The organism is Paludibacterium yongneupense DSM 18731 (assembly GCF_000422925.1).
GTDB lineage: Bacteria > Pseudomonadota > Gammaproteobacteria > Burkholderiales > Chromobacteriaceae > Paludibacterium > Paludibacterium yongneupense.
Window position 1 is genome coordinate 1 of record NZ_AUGZ01000037.1, and the last position, 14,114, is coordinate 14,114.

The window sequence follows — 14,114 nt, forward strand, 5'->3', positions numbered from 1 at the left end:
CCTTGGATAAACGCGACATGGTGAAATTCCGGCCCCCTGGATTGAGTATGAAATCCCTGAAAAGGGATCATCTCAACTACCCTGACACAGGGGGACTACAGGCCAGTACTACGTCACATTCCGCCGGCTCGATCGGGACGAACTCCTCCGCCGGCACCTTCAGCTTCTTGGCAAGGTGTTGGGAACTCCACGCGCAGAGGAGCCCAAGCAATGAGCTTGTTTACCATTTATATCGCCAGCGGGGATATCGACACCTTTCAAGGCATCCTGAACGGTGTCGCCATGGTCTTCAATTCGGGCATGCTGTCCTCGAGTACCGGCCTCGGTTTGGGTGCAGCAGTCCTCACCGGGCTGCTTATTAGCCTTGGGCTGATTCTCACCACCGGGATGCTGAACATGAGCACAGGGGGAGGAAACAACCTAGCGCTCCTCGGCATGCTGGTTGTCTGTTATGTCGTGCTGGCAGGGCCTCGCGTTACAGTCCAGATTCAGGATGTTTCGACAGGACAAGTTGAAGTAGTGGACAACATACCGATCGGCGTAGCCTTACCCAGTTCGATTGTGAGCACGCTGGCTTACTCGGTCACCGAGAAGATGGAAACCGCGTTCTCGACCGTAAATGGCAACTACGTCACGATGAACGGCGAGGGTTTTCTAAACCCACTGCAAATCCTGATGGCAATGCGATCCCCACCATCCTCAATGGCCCCTGACCTAAATGCATCGCTGCGGCAATTCATGCTCAATTGCTCGGCAGACTCTGCCAACTTCGATGCCACACAATTTATGCAGAGCGCTGACCCAGTAGGCTATATGTTGTCCCATTACACAGAGGGATTTACCACCTACTACAGTTCAACTGCGAACTCCAGCCAAGGGGCTGCACTGCTGTGCTCGACCGCAAGCACAAATATTCAAAATGACATCGACAAGTTCTACAACAACTCGGGATCTTCGCAAACACTATCCGCATGGCTTACCCAAGCGATGCCTAAGGGCAATATCAGCGCGGGGAAATACTCGGTCGCAGACTACGCAAACGCTTATAACGAAGTGATCGGCGCCTCTTGGGGTATCTCCACCAGTGCCCAGCAGTTCATGATGACCACTGCGTTCGGGAATTCGCTTCTGCACTCATTTAACTGCACAGCCAACTCTGGGGACCCATCCGCTTATCAGGCCTGTATTCAGACGCAAACACAGCAGTTCGAGCAATGGAAAATCGACTCGGCATCTAGCGCTAATTTTTTCACCCATCTCATGCCAACCGCAATGGCGACACTGCAAGCGCTGTTCTTTGCGTTCTCGCCACTGATGTTCGTATTCGCCATGATGACTGCTCAGCATGGCTTGAATATCCTTGTGAAGTACCTTCTTTTCGGTCTCTGGACTCAGTGCTGGCTGCCATTCGCGGCCGTGATCAATTTCTTCATCCAGATCCAATTTCAACATGACATGGCGGCATTCAATCTTGCTCACCCACAGGGGTTCAACCTGATGGTGTACCAGGACTTCTACAACCATCTGAGTGAGAAGGTGGCCCTGGCGTCCGACATGTTGGCAGCAACACCATTGCTATCGCTAGCGCTTTTGACCGGCAGTGTCATGAGCCTCAATAGCCTAGCCCAGCGATGGTCAGGAAAAGACTTTGGCGCAGAAAAGATTGCCGCACCGGATCTAATCAAGCCCACAGCAGGATATGAAGCAGGAGCCTTTTCCCACGGCAGCGCGTTTCAAGCCCCGTCATCCGCAAACAGCCGCCAACTGAGTTGGAAAGCATCAGAGATGGGAAGCTCAGCCCTATCGGTCGCAAATCAGCAGGTGGCCAGCACGACAACGGCGCTCAGCCATCAACTCTCGAGCATCGTCGCCGGCGGAACACAGAAGGCCAACATTGCAGCGGCAAGCCAGCAGTTTTCCGATACGTTGCTTAATTCTGATAGTTCATCAAAGTCCGCAGCTAACTCGCTGATGACGACCTTAGGGCAAGGGCAAGATTGGAGTTCGTCGGAGAGAAGCAGCATTGAAGCGTTTTTGACCACCCAAGCATCTGCGGGGATCGGATCCTCCACCTTGGGGGCGTCGGTATCGGCAGGCACCGCAGCAAAAATTGGGCTTGATACGGCGACGGCCCAGAAGCTTAGTAAAGCCTTGCAAGGGTCTTCTGCATGGCAAGCTGGCTACCAGAATTTACAGAGTCATGCCCGCGCTGCTTTGGCATCTAGCTCTCGAGGTTCCATGCTTCAGTCGTTTTATCAGCAAACGCAATCTCAATCGTTTTCCAAGCTGCGCACGGAGGCTGATATGGCGTCACAAACGTTGGCGCAAACGCAGACTCAGGTATCAACCATTGGAGCCGATGAGTCGATAGATCCAACCATGGTGGCCACCCAAATCGCGCATGGTAGCGGCGCCTATGCATTGGATCGCAAGTTCGAAAGCGTGGCGGCTCAGGATCCGAGCATCCGCGCATCGTACGCACGGATGCGCGACAAAATTTTGGCAGACCCATCCACTCACCGGCCAGGATCAACTTTTGATCCATCCACAGCAGATGCTCTGGCCAAGATCGAGGCATTGCAACAACACAGCGCAGAAGGAAATGCCTGGGTATTCAAAAACGTCGTTGCGCCTCAAATGCTGTCATCTCTGCCCCAGGTAGATACACATTCTGCAGCACAAATGCAGGAATTTGATCCGTTGCAACATGCACGGCAATCGGCGGCCTACGCTCTCGGGGTAGGCAGAGGCCCTAGGAATGTCTCGCTAGATTTTACGCCTGGTCACACCCCTACCCTTGATCAAGGGAGTTTAGCTCAGCCACAAGGTGCACCGGCAAGCCCGGATGGACGTCTGAAAGAGATGAGAGCTTATGCCCAAGAACATGGGATTCAAGTCGACGCAAATGGTCAACTTCACATGACTGATCAGCAAGCAGCTGACTGGGCTAAGCACTTTGGCAATGACGATGGCAAGGGGGAAGCGCACAAGCCATCATCCACGGTCCCTGTTAGCAGATTCACGACTTACCAGCACATGCCGAAAAACTAAAACAAGGAGTGATTTCTCAGATAATCGAGCCTGTCATCGACTTCTTTCAGTTCTTCTGACGTCATCCATCTCCAGCCGGGATTGTCCGTCTCGACCGTCTCGGCTGGGGTTACCTCCTTAGCTGGCACCGAAGGTGCACCAGGATCGAACCCCATAAAGAAGCAAGCGATTTTTTCAAAGATTTTCATGGAATTTATCCATTTTTATAGCCTAAGTTCGCTCAACCCTCAGCAGATGCATCGACCATTTCGCTTAGAATGAGCCGTGCCAAACTATCTGGTGGCGTTCCCCCAGCCTGAGTCATCTTGGTGCCATTGGCGCACGAGACAGTAATCATCCCGCTCTCGATTTTGTAACGACCATCCAGACGATATTCTCCCCTTACGTAAGTTATTGGCATCCAAATTTCTGGCTGTCCGTTTCTTTTCTTCATGACAGTTACCTATACCTTAGCCTTTAGCCGACTCAGCGTTGGCAAGCTGTTTCCGTAACGCATCAACAAGCACGCAAGCCATTTTGTAGTGATGGTCAGACTTCCCACGCCAAGCATCCCTTTCGGACTCCGCCCTGGCAAGTTTATCCCTCAACTGTTGAATGTTGTCGTCAGCCATAATTTTATTGATCCCGCAGCCTGAGCTCCGTTAGAAAATAGTTACATTTCCATCTTCGTCTTGACGGAATAGTCCGTGCCCGGTGGTCTTCAGCAACTGGTTGTGTTCGGCGGTGATCGCCTGATACTCGGGGCTATGAACAATCAAATGCCGTGCAAATCCTACAGGCGTAGCACCTGCGCGTTGCGCCAGAATCTGAAGCAACGCCTCTTGCGCTGGCGTCAGATTTACATTCACACGCTTGGTAAGTGCTTTTTCTTTACTCATATCTAGTCCCTCATGGCCATCTAAATTAGGATCATTATGGATCAATTTGATCCAAAATTCAATCATCGATGGCCTCTACAACAAATGGAAATAGAGGGAAGAAGACGATAGCTCAGTCCCGGGGCTGGTCCGTTGGCTGCTTTAATAAGAGTCCATTTTCAGCTTGATGCCGAACATGTTCATCTGCAAGTTGCCTGACGGTGGGCGATGCTCATCAATGCCTGGGATACTGATATCTTTCACTGAGAACTCACATGCAGTACCAGGGGGGACCATGATGGTCTGGGCCTGCTCGTTCACAACGCAGCCTGCACTTCCCCACAGTCCATACTTGTTATCAAATCCTGAAGATGAAGGTAGAGCTTGATACTCATTGCCTCCAATACTGACTTTCCCGCCGGACGCTATGTTGTAGTTGATTGGCTTGTGAGTGCCGTTTTTCATCTTAACGTGCAGGATCCAATGATTCGCCATCGATGTTTCAAGCGACGCAAGTTTGATCGTTGACGCCCCCGTCATAGAATAGCCGGGGTACTGCTGAGCATTGGCCAACGTCGACATGACCAGAAGCAGGGCCAGCCCAGTCAGACTTGCATATCCCCTTCTCATTGCGATCTCCATATTTGTTTAGCCCAGCTTTTTCGCCAGGTCTTCCGCCTTGGGATGATAGTATCGCATCAGCATGCGAGGGTCTTTATGACCTGTGATCTTCGCAAGCTCGTGCAAGGGAAAAATTGCAGCCAGCCGACTGGTAGCTTCGTGGCGTAAATCATGAAAGTGCAGGTCGACCAAGAAAGCTTCTTGAGGCTCCTGCCCAGCCCCCACGCACTCAGAAACGTAGGCTTGGCGAGCACGCTCAACAGCCCGAATAAACGCGCGCGTAACTGCATCAGGCCGGATACCAAACACTTTGCCACTGATGCTCCTGGGCAGCGCCTCTAATGCCTGTATGGCAACCGAAGAAAGGGGAACATCACGATCGTCCCCATTCTTTGTATCGCCAAGGTGCATGACACGCCGCCGTAAATCCAGATCTTTCCACGTCAGTTTGGCTAGCTCTCCGCGACGGGCAGCTGTTTCCACCGCCAGGACAACCATGGTCGGTAGGATCCTGGAACCTGTTGCAGCCATTACGCGCTGTAACTCATCATCAGTCGCCCCGCGGCCACGATCCCCCTCCTCGCCGGCTAGCGGTTCGCTACCAACACTTTCTATTCGCCTGGTTCTTGCATTTTTGACGGCCGGCTTCCGGACTAGCTCAACAGGGTTAGCGATACTTTCCATTCCCCAGTCTTTTCGCGCTACTGTAAACACATGGGAAAGCACGGCCAGGCGGCGTACCACCGTCGCAGGAGCATGTGTTTTCAGCCATTCGTCACGCAGCTTGGCGAGGTCGGCAGATCGGATACTGGCCATCGAGCTTTTGGCGAGCTTGGTGCTTTTCAAAATCCCGATCACGTAACGCTCAGGATCCGCTCCTTTCTTTAGGCTCGAAACCTCCTGCTGGTAACGGTCTAAAGCCTCCTCGAGGGTCGTACTTTCAGCAATTGATCGATTAACGAATACGCCCCGCTCGATCTCACTCTCAACGATTCGCGCCCACTTCTCGGCATCAGCCTTGGTGCTGAAGGTACGGCTCTGTTCTGGATAGCCCTTCTTGCGGACGCGTGCCCGCCACTGCATTTCCCCACGCTTTACGATCTGCGCCATGGTTTGTCTTCCGTTGGCCCATAATTGGCCCAATAATTCTACAAACCGCTCACAAGCACTGTCAAATATAGATCGTATTTAGCATTCGCAATGCAGAGGTCGGGAGTTCGATCCTCCTTCGGTCCACCATCATTCCCCCTAGTAAATCAGCCAGTGTGTGATCGGAACCATAAAGCTGCCGTTCGGCAAGGTTATGCTTCCGATTACACTATTTTTCTGGGTCTGTCCCTAAAAAGTACGCCTCATCAGGAGGGTAAAGCGACCTAGATGGATAACTCCGAAAGCTGCCGGATGGCAAATACGTGCTCGCTGGCCTTTCCGGTCATTCAACCTGCTGTGAATTCAGTCAGAAATACGAAGATAAGCGCCCCTTCAGGTGCCCATCATTTTTTACCATATCGACCCAATCCTATTTGTCGGAACAGACGAATGCTGACGCCGTTGCGAGGATTAAGCTACTTGCGCGCGAAGGCAAGAAGTGGCGCAATGTCGCCTTGGTCAGCTGTTCGTAGGGCGGCCAGGTATTCAGCCCGCAGCGCGCTCTGGCTCACGAGGGAGGCATATCCCCCACTACCCCATGAAAACGGATCCTGCCCCATCTTCTGGAGCAGTAGGTCGGTTATCAAGCGGCAGCACCTCCCATTGCCGTTCGGAAACGGGTGGATGAGCACCAACTGGTGGTGAAACCGTGCGACCAGTTCATCCGGGGACATGACTTGGTGTTCGACCTGATACCTGGTGTTCTCCAGTAAGTTCCGGACGCGCATAGAAACCTGGCGCCAATCGCAGCCGATATTCTTGTCGCTCTTGCGGTACGTGCCGGCCCATGTCCATGTATCGCCGAACATCCGCTTGTGCAGTTCGCGCAGGAACACATCATCCAGGATGTCCTGCTTGAGCTGGCGTTGAGCCCACCGGGTACCCTTAATGATGTTGTACTGTTCCCACTCATTGAGCTCGGCCTGCGTCGAGACGTGCTTGGGCTTCAGGCCCTCTTTTTCATCCGGTTCGAGCGGGGTCTGCCCAAGCTGGTACGTGAACTCCATCACCACAAATCGCGCCAGTTGCCGTCTAGCAGCTCTTTCGCGATGAGCTCTAATTGAGCCTGCTGCGCCTTGCTGTCAACGGACTGGTTCTCGAGTGACATGGTATGCGCCACGGGGCGCATATGCTTCCGAGCCACGGACATGGCCTGGTCATTCAGTTTGGCCTCCAGGGGTTTCTTCGGCACGAGAATATAGTGCAGCTCGCAATCGAGCGCTGCAGCAACCTTGCGCAAAGAGGCAAGCGAGATGCTGTCGTCGGCCTCGCTCTTCTCCAGCTTGTGCACCGTGGTGTTCCTCACGTGCAGGCGCTGCGCGAGCGAAACGGCAGTCATGCCAAGAGCTTCCCGGATGGTCTGTATCCAGCCGCAGGAGGGCCGCGGCGGGAAGGTCTTCTTGAGCCATGGCTTCAGCTGCTTGTCGGCCTGGCGCAACTGCAGCCAGCGGTAGGACTTGTCCATGAGGATCTCCCTGTAGCGCGAAATCGAAAGCTATATATTAGCCATACAGGGATAAAAATACAACACAAAATATCCCTATAGGGATACTAATAACAGTATGAAATATCCGCAATGGGATATTTATAGCTACTTACAATCGCCCTACAGGGATAAGTTATATGTGGAAGAATAACCCGGAAGGGAGAACAACAGACGCGGTAAAGTCTCGACTACTGCCAACGTCTGGATTGGCCGAGGGCCTCACGTCGGGCAAACACTGAATTGGTCTCACTCGCGTGAGCCTGTCAGCATTTCCGTGTTTAGAGCGAATTGAATTTCACACGTGATGCTGAATGAAACGATCACCGTAAAGGATAGCGAATTGGTTCATGGCTTTCTTCCAGTCATGCGCCGCACGGCTCCAGTTGGCGTATGGTGGCCCCCCGGTGATGCGCCCTTGGCGAGGGCCGACCACCCCAGCTCGACCCACGCGGGCCCGGTGTTGATCGGCGACGCCATAACGTCTGCGGCGACAAGCGCCGCGATGCGTGCGGGACTTAAAGACTGCAAGAAGGCCGATATTTTTGACATGCGCGTCACCGAAGCCGCCCACGACGTTACCAGCGCGGGAACAACATTCAAGGGCGTCTGGAATGAGGTCTGGACGTTTAGAATGTGCAGCCAGATGGTCGACGTTGCCATGATATTCATTCCCGACGCCAACGGCGGTGGCACGTCGTTTACATCGGGCCCGGTCACCCCGCAAGCCGCTGCGGTCAAGCCTTAGTCAGGGGACGCGGCGCCAGAATTTCAGCCCAGGCAACGATCCCTACACCTCATGAAGGGGAACCGGATCGTCCAGGGCCGCGGCAGACACGGTACAGGACAGCGCTCCATTCACACGACCCAATGTCGATGCCAAAGTCATATAGGCACGGTACTCGTCTGCGATCGGGAATAGCGGCCGGGGGGAATGCCCACGTAGCGGGTGAAGGCGACGCTGAAAGCGCTGACCGAGCCATAACCGACGCGCTCCGCGATCTCGGCCATCGGCGATTCTCCTTGTCGCAGCAGCTGCTTCGCCATGGCCATACGCCATGCCAGCAGGTATTCCATCGGAGCCACGCCCAGCGCGCGGCTGAATCGCTCAAAGAAGGTCGAGCGCGACATCGCGGCCTCTTGCGCCAGCTGCGCGATGCTCCACGGGGACGCGGGGCACTCGTGCATGCGGCGGAGCACCTGCGCCAGCCTGGGATCGGACAAGCCACGCACCAGGCCCGGTGACGCCGCGGTACTGGCGCTTGACCGGAAAACCTCGATCAGCAGCACCTCCAGCAGGCGGGCCGTGACGATCTCGCGCGCCGACCGGTCGGCCCGGGCTTCGTCGCCGAGCAGTTGGACCAGCGCCGCCAAACGCCGCTCGCCGCGCACATGCACCCATTGCGGCAACAGCGACACCAGCAGCGCCGCATCCGGCGATCCGAACTCGCAATGCCCGATTAGCATGCGTGCGTCCACCGCGCCGTCCGGATCACCGACCCGTGCGCCATCCTGCATCGGAGCGATTGGGGTGGTGACGGTCTCCCCCTCCAGCGGCGGCAAACGGTCGAGACTGGAGGTGGCAATGGCGTGTGCGGACGGAATCAGCACAAAGTCGCCTTCATGCAGCGTGATCGTGTCGCTGCGTTGCGGGCTGTCGACGGTCAGATGGCAAGCGCCCTCCAGCACGACGACGTAGAACGGACGGCCCATCTCGCCCCGGCGAACCGCCCAAGGGGCCGACGCCACGACGAGTTTCGAGAACGGAGCACTCGGCTGCAGTAAGGCGACGACTTCGGCTAGTGGGTCGACCATTCCGGACTATCTCTACAAATTAGTGGACTTGTAATTATAGAGGGTCCAAAGCCCACGCTCTACCATGGGAACCGTCATCCAACACTATGGAGTCCCCCATGTCCCCTTCTCCCACCATCCTGATTACGGGCTGCTCGTCCGGTTTTGGCCTGGAGACCGCGCGCTTGTTTCTCGATAAAGGCTGGCGCGTCGTCGCGACGATGCGCACGCCGCGCGACGATCTGCTGCCGCGCTCGGACGCGCTACGCGTGCTGCCGCTCGACGTCACCGACTCCGAAAGCATCCGTCGCTGCATCGAGGCAGCCGGGCCGATCGACGCACTGGTCAACAACGCCGGCGTCGGCCTGCTCGGACCGCTGGAAGGCAGCCCGCGGGACAACGCGCGCGAGGTTTTCGAAACCAATACGCTCGGCACCATCGCGATGACGCAGGCCGTGCTGCCACAGCTCCGACAGCGGCGGTCGGGCGTCGTGGTGAACGTCACATCAAGCGTAACCCTGATGCCGCTGCCGCTGTTATCGGTCTACACCGGCAGCAAGGCCGCGGTGAACGCGTTCACGGAATCGCTCGCGCTGGAACTGGCGGCGTTCGACGTCCGCGTTCGCTTAGTGCTGCCGGGACGTGCGCCCGGCACGAGCTTCGGTAACAACGCCCGCCGGCTGATGAGCGCTGTCGTGCCGGAGGCGTATGCCGGTCTCATGCAGAACGTGTTCACGACCTTGCAGGATGCCAGTACGCCCGTCACGCACGCGCAGGATGTAGCCGAGGCCGTGTGGCAGGCAGTCACCGACCCGGCGGCGCCGATGCGTATCGCGGCGGGTGCCGACGCCGTCGCCCTGGCAGGCATCTGACGGCACAGCCGGTGATCCTGGACGCCCGCGTTCAGGGTCACCGGCAAACGGTGGGTCCCCGCCCGGTCGCGGGGACCCACCTTCTCCCTGACGGTTGAGGCGAGCACTGGGTCATGCCGCGTCACCGTCCTGGCCCAAGACGATATGTACAAAATTGTCCCGGATCCGATGGCTGATGCCCGGATTCCAGACCAGGCCCACCTGCTATTCGCAGGCCGCCGGCTCGCCATCCAGTGGTGTCAGACCGACTGTGGCCGGTGCGATGTTCGCAGCACTCAAGAGGACGATGGCACGGCCTACGCCTGCCGCGACCAGTGACAGCACCGTCTGGACATCGCTCGCATACTGAAGAATCTTCGGCTGAGCGCCGTTATGCTCATACAGCTGCCTGATCTGCCAGGCCAGCCCCTGCCCTCTCTGCGGCAGCAAGGCAATCAAAGCCTCGCCGGCGATGTCGTCAAAACAGACCGGGCCGACCGGCTCCCCCGGAGTCACCAGTGCCAGGCGATCGGTCTGCAAGATGCAAGCACTCAGCGCCTCCGGTACGGGCAGGCGGATAAAACCAAGCTGCAACTCGCCAGACAGCAATCGCGCGACCTGCTCGGCTGAAGACATGTCGTCCAGTACCAGCTCCAGCTCAGGGAAACGGGTGCGGAAGCGGGCCACCCACTTGGTGGCAAGCGCAATGGACGACAGGCCGAAACCGATGGCAAGCCGCCGCAGATGCCCCTCGGCCGCCCGCTGGGCACGCAAATAGAACGTCTCGGCCTGCTGCAACAGGATGCGCGCTCGGCATGCAACGTCCTTCCCAGCGCGGTGAGCGTCGTTCCTGCCGTGCCGTTCCCGCTCGAACAGGGGCGCCCCCAGTCCGTCCACCAGCTGCCGGATCTGTTTGGTCAGTGCCGGCGGGGTGATGCACAGACGCCCCCCGGTGTTAGGGTCGTTGCCGTGTCTTCAGATTGAATCAACTCATCATCCGGGGCGGGGAAAGACCTTGTCGTGGCACGTTATTCATCCGAGCGCCGGGAGGCTTTGCTAAAGAAGTTGTTACACGTGGCCGAGCTGGCACGTCAGGAAGGTCTCTCCAAGCAGACTCTGTACAATTGGCGCAAACAGGCCAAAGCCAGAGGAGCGGTAGTACCTGGAGACAAGAATCGAGCTGAAGATTGGCCCGCTGAAGCCAAGCTGGCGATCGTCATCGAAACCGCCACACTCTCTGAGATTGAGTTCAGTGAGTGTCCCCCTCAACTGACTGCTTTCGCACTACCGATCGCAAGTCCTCTCCAGAAGATGCGAATTTCCGCTCCGGCCGATGAGCGGTCGCCTGGTGATGATTACAACAGCCAGTGGAATCCTCGACGCGCTCGCATCCGCCCGGAACCGGCGATCGAATCGGTCCGCGATGCCCACGCTGGAGCGCCTGAATAACGATGGCACGCCCCCGTGGTGGGGATGCGAGGCACGGTAGGAACCGGATTCAGCCAGAAAAACATGCACCTGCTGGCGGACGCTATCAGAATTTGCTGGACTAGCATATCCGATGAAATTAGCATATCTACACAACATATATAAAGTTTACCCGCCGTTGAAGAACGACACGTTCAGATGTCACCTGCGTACGCTGGAGCACAGCGGCATGGTCGGGCAAAGGGTGATGCCGGGCCGGATTCGCTCGCCGTAGCCTGACGTGGGTGGCGTTTATCCAGCATGTCGTTGCGGGGTCTGATCGTGAAATTTAACTCAACCTCCGAGCCCAATGCCCGTTGTTGCGAGTAATCGGCCAATCATAGTCCATGGCTATGGGGGCAAGGCTCCTACACTCCGACAGGTATATATGGATATCCAGACGAACACGCCATTTCAGCATATCGCCCTCTATGGTCAGTCGGCAGCGCAAGATCCTGATTTCAGTGGGCCGGTACCGCAGGATTTCACATTCAACTCGCCGGTTGGCGTCTGCATGGACCGGCAACAGCATGTCTGGGTCTGCGACACGGGTAACAACAGAGTCGTGGTATTCGACAAGGATCTGGGCCGAATCGTTCGTGTCCTGAATTGTCCGGCTCCTGATAGCAAGGGCCCCGGTAGTCGCGCTTTTCGCATGCCGTTTCATGTCTGCCCCCACCCCCGGAAAAATCAGATATTCATCACTGACATGGGGAATTCGCGCGTGGTGGTGATGGAGTACGAGGGCGACAAGATCGACTTTGCCTTTGTCTTTGGCGACACCAGCGATAATGGCGGCGCTCCGCTGCAGGACCCGAACGGCATTGCCTTGGTGCGGCAGGAGGACGGCTCGTACGACATCCATGTCAACGACGAATTCTTTCATACCGAAAGCGAGAAGATACGTAACCGTTGTGTTCGTTACAACGAAAATGGCAGCTATATCGATGAATTCCGCACTGTGATCGATCCGGAAGGCACTGCGCACGATTTGTACTGGCCACAGGGGCTCAGTGCAGACGATAGGGGAAACCTCTATCTGGCCAACACCGGCAGTTATGAGGTGCTGAAATTCGCAGCGGATGCCCCTGTCGACGCGAACTACTGCCTGCAGGGAAAAGAGCCGGTAGTCATGCACGCCTTCCAGCAGCCGAGCGGGCTTGGCATGATGAATATCATGCGCGACGTCAGCGTGATCGGAGACCGGGTTTTTGTGCCCGATAAAAAACTGAACTCAATTTCGGTCTATGAGTTGGATGGCAAGCCGCTGACGACGATCCAGGGCATAGCGCCCAGCTGGAACCATGGTTCTCAGCCGGTGCGCACGGCAAGCGACCCGCTGTACTACGCGCTGGAAGATGCATCGCTGTTTAGTCCCTATGTCATCTGCCAGGGTGAAACGCCAGATATTTACTTTGTCAGCGAGCCGTTTTGCTCGCGCATTGTAAAATTGCAGATCGTCGGCTTGAACCAGGTGCTTCCTGTCGTCACGATGCTCACGGCGCTGGGGGCGCGTCGAGACCAGCCGGGCAACGCGCGGATAGCCCCTCAATTCAATTGCGTCACCGCAGTCAGCGGCTTGCAGCGCCCCCGCGCTCCCCGTGATGATGGTGCAAGCCCCGAGCTTGAATTACCGGACTATCTGCGCTTCAACCTGCTGCATCAGTGGTATGCCGACCTGGGTCAGAACCTGACCCAGCAGTATCAGTTCTGGTTCGGAGACTGGAGTCGCCAGATGTTGAAAGCCGTCGGTGCGCATGAGGCGGTCGCGGCGGGGAGCCTGGTCCTGGATGCCGGTAACTGGCGCATCAAGGCCTATAAGGAGCAAGACAGCCGTTTTATCCCCGTGGAGACCCGGGTCCTGGAGGGATTGTTCCTGCCTGGCGATCTTGCGATGGCAGTCTACCACCCCAAACAGGCCCTGCTCGGCCAGATTTGCCCAGGCACACCTCTGGTTCTGATCAGCAATTTTAATTCCAGCACGATCTGCCTGTATCAAGTCGGCCCCAATGGAAAGCTTCTCAATTACGGGCTGCCTTTCGGCTATTACGGCCAGGAAGAAGGCGGACTGCGCGGGCCGCAAGGGATGGCGGTCAGCGACGACGGTGAAGTCTTTATCGTCGATTCGCTGAATAATCGCATGGCTAAGTGGCAAATACTGCAGACGGGCCAGGTGGTCTTCATCAAGAATTTCCGATGGAATCCCGCTGTCGCGGAGAAGAATCCTGCGGCCTTCACCCCCACCGATGTCGCGCTTAGCGCCGATGGCCGGGTCCTGGTCACAGACCAGTTCAACAACCGTATTTGCGTTTTCGACCGCAGTGGCAAGGATTTGTGGTGCTATGGCCAGGAAGGATACTGGGAAGAAGGGGATCCGGACGGCGAAAAATTCATGTTGCCGACCAGCCTGGCCATCGATGGCGAGTATTTGATACTCAACGATCTGGTGAACCGTGCGCTCAAGCTTTTTCACATCGAAAGCCAGACGCTGACGTTCTTGGGAGGCGTTTCGCTGTTCAAGTTATCGGTTGGGCAAGGGGGCGTGTGGATGCCGTTCTTCATGCACGCCCACGATGGGCAGGTGCAGATCGCGGACTCGACCTACAATATCGTTCAGGTGTTCAACTACACTCCCGCAAAACAGGCACGGCAGCAGCCGGCTGGAGCATCGAGGGCGAGCACACAAAAGCCTGCAGATCCGCCGGACGCTCCTGCGGTCAAAGCCCCGCCAGTCAGAAAGCCCAGGACACGGAGCGGAGAAAAAGCCAAGCAGCCTGATTAGAACGAAACGGGCGGATGCGGGACGATCTGCAACAGAATGGCCATCCCGCATTCGCCGAT

The 14,114-nt window shown here is 56.6% G+C and carries 13 protein-coding genes and 1 pseudogene; 5 read left to right on the top strand and 9 right to left on the bottom strand.

Annotation, left to right across the window (positions count from 1 at the left end):
* Positions 1–210: 210 nt before the first annotated feature.
* On the top strand, positions 211–3,051 hold the full coding sequence (locus tag G520_RS0112720; protein ID WP_028535996.1) for a conjugal transfer protein TraG N-terminal domain-containing protein: 2,841 nt from the start codon (positions 211–213) through the stop codon (positions 3,049–3,051).
* Here the strand turns inward: G520_RS0112720 and G520_RS0112725 are convergent.
* The 7 genes from G520_RS0112725 to G520_RS0112755 form a co-directional block, all read right to left on the bottom strand.
* On the bottom strand, positions 3,048–3,239 hold the full coding sequence (locus G520_RS0112725) for a hypothetical protein (RefSeq protein ID WP_028535997.1): 192 nt from the start codon (positions 3,237–3,239) through the stop codon (positions 3,048–3,050). The genes G520_RS0112720 and G520_RS0112725 overlap by 4 nt on opposite strands.
* A 32-nt stretch (positions 3,240–3,271) precedes the next feature.
* Positions 3,272–3,484, bottom strand: a complete 213-nt coding sequence (locus G520_RS24960) for a hypothetical protein (protein WP_156876938.1) — start codon at positions 3,482–3,484, stop codon at positions 3,272–3,274.
* Between the two features lie 208 nt (positions 3,485–3,692).
* Positions 3,693–3,995, bottom strand: a complete 303-nt coding sequence (locus tag G520_RS0112735) for a hypothetical protein (RefSeq protein ID WP_156876939.1) — start codon at positions 3,993–3,995, stop codon at positions 3,693–3,695.
* 75 nt (positions 3,996–4,070) lie between these two features.
* The gene (locus G520_RS0112740) at positions 4,071–4,538 is read right to left on the bottom strand and encodes a hypothetical protein (RefSeq protein ID WP_028535999.1); all 468 of its coding nucleotides are present in this window, start codon (positions 4,536–4,538) and stop codon (positions 4,071–4,073) included.
* An 18-nt stretch (positions 4,539–4,556) separates the two neighbouring features.
* Positions 4,557–5,639 carry an integrase gene (locus tag G520_RS0112745; RefSeq protein ID WP_028536000.1) on the bottom strand — a complete coding sequence of 361 codons (1,083 nt, stop codon included), beginning with the start codon at positions 5,637–5,639 and terminating at the stop codon, positions 4,557–4,559.
* Positions 5,640–6,094: 455 nt separating this feature from the next.
* Positions 6,095–6,685 (bottom strand): mobile mystery protein B, encoded by a 591-nt coding sequence (locus tag G520_RS0112750; protein ID WP_036666293.1) that lies wholly within the window; start codon positions 6,683–6,685, stop codon positions 6,095–6,097.
* Complete coding sequence (locus G520_RS0112755; RefSeq protein ID WP_028536002.1) at positions 6,685–7,143, bottom strand: mobile mystery protein A; 459 nt, start codon at positions 7,141–7,143, stop codon at positions 6,685–6,687. Before G520_RS0112755 ends, G520_RS0112750 begins: the two co-directional genes overlap by 1 nt.
* Before the next feature lie 322 nt (positions 7,144–7,465).
* On the opposite strand from G520_RS0112755, the gene G520_RS25225 reads away from it, so the two are divergent.
* A complete protein-coding gene (locus tag G520_RS25225) occupies positions 7,466–7,909 on the top strand; it encodes a hypothetical protein (protein WP_169449840.1) in 444 nt (147 codons plus the stop codon).
* A gap of 137 nt (positions 7,910–8,046) precedes the next feature.
* Here the strand turns inward: G520_RS25225 and G520_RS0112765 are convergent, their stop codons facing one another.
* Positions 8,047–8,976, bottom strand: coding sequence for an AraC family transcriptional regulator (locus G520_RS0112765; RefSeq protein ID WP_028536004.1), 930 nt, complete (start codon positions 8,974–8,976; stop codon positions 8,047–8,049).
* A gap of 98 nt (positions 8,977–9,074) precedes the next feature.
* Here G520_RS0112765 and G520_RS0112770 point away from each other — a divergent pair, with 98 nt between their 5' ends.
* Positions 9,075–9,827, top strand: coding sequence for an SDR family oxidoreductase (locus G520_RS0112770; RefSeq protein ID WP_028536005.1), 753 nt, complete (start codon positions 9,075–9,077; stop codon positions 9,825–9,827).
* Positions 9,828–10,031: 204 nt separating this feature from the next.
* Here the strand turns inward: G520_RS0112770 and G520_RS22735 are convergent, their stop codons facing one another.
* Entirely contained in the window at positions 10,032–10,748 is a 717-nt protein-coding gene (locus G520_RS22735) for a LysR substrate-binding domain-containing protein (RefSeq protein WP_084637622.1), read from the bottom strand.
* A gap of 78 nt (positions 10,749–10,826) precedes the next feature.
* Between G520_RS22735 and G520_RS24485 the strand changes: the two are divergent.
* Together G520_RS24485 and G520_RS0112790 are read left to right on the top strand one after the other, a co-directional pair.
* Positions 10,827–11,063: pseudogene (locus G520_RS24485) on the top strand (transposase); the annotation flags it as partial.
* A gap of 598 nt (positions 11,064–11,661) precedes the next feature.
* Entirely contained in the window at positions 11,662–14,055 is a 2,394-nt protein-coding gene (locus tag G520_RS0112790; protein WP_169449842.1) for an NHL repeat-containing protein, read from the top strand.
* The last annotated feature ends 59 nt before the right edge of the window (positions 14,056–14,114 follow it).

What these genes read in the sequence shown, in the direction of transcription:
- G520_RS0112720 (WP_028535996.1), top strand. Translation starts at nt 211, where the DNA reads ATGAGCTTGTTTACCATTTATATCGCCAGCGGGGATATCGACACCTTT.
- G520_RS0112725 (WP_028535997.1), bottom strand. Translation starts at nt 3,239, where the DNA reads ATGAAAATCTTTGAAAAAATCGCTTGCTTCTTTATGGGGTTCGATCCT.
- G520_RS24960 (WP_156876938.1), bottom strand. Translation starts at nt 3,484, where the DNA reads ATGAAGAAAAGAAACGGACAGCCAGAAATTTGGATGCCAATAACTTAC.
- G520_RS0112735 (WP_156876939.1), bottom strand. Translation starts at nt 3,995, where the DNA reads ATGATTGAATTTTGGATCAAATTGATCCATAATGATCCTAATTTAGAT.
- G520_RS0112740 (WP_028535999.1), bottom strand. Translation starts at nt 4,538, where the DNA reads ATGAGAAGGGGATATGCAAGTCTGACTGGGCTGGCCCTGCTTCTGGTC.
- G520_RS0112745 (WP_028536000.1), bottom strand. Translation starts at nt 5,639, where the DNA reads ATGGCGCAGATCGTAAAGCGTGGGGAAATGCAGTGGCGGGCACGCGTC.
- G520_RS0112750 (WP_036666293.1), bottom strand. Translation starts at nt 6,685, where the DNA reads ATGGAGTTCACGTACCAGCTTGGGCAGACCCCGCTCGAACCGGATGAA.
- G520_RS0112755 (WP_028536002.1), bottom strand. Translation starts at nt 7,143, where the DNA reads ATGGACAAGTCCTACCGCTGGCTGCAGTTGCGCCAGGCCGACAAGCAG.
- G520_RS0112765 (WP_028536004.1), bottom strand. Translation starts at nt 8,976, where the DNA reads ATGGTCGACCCACTAGCCGAAGTCGTCGCCTTACTGCAGCCGAGTGCT.
- G520_RS0112770 (WP_028536005.1), top strand. Translation starts at nt 9,075, where the DNA reads ATGTCCCCTTCTCCCACCATCCTGATTACGGGCTGCTCGTCCGGTTTT.
- G520_RS0112790 (WP_169449842.1), top strand. Translation starts at nt 11,662, where the DNA reads ATGGATATCCAGACGAACACGCCATTTCAGCATATCGCCCTCTATGGT.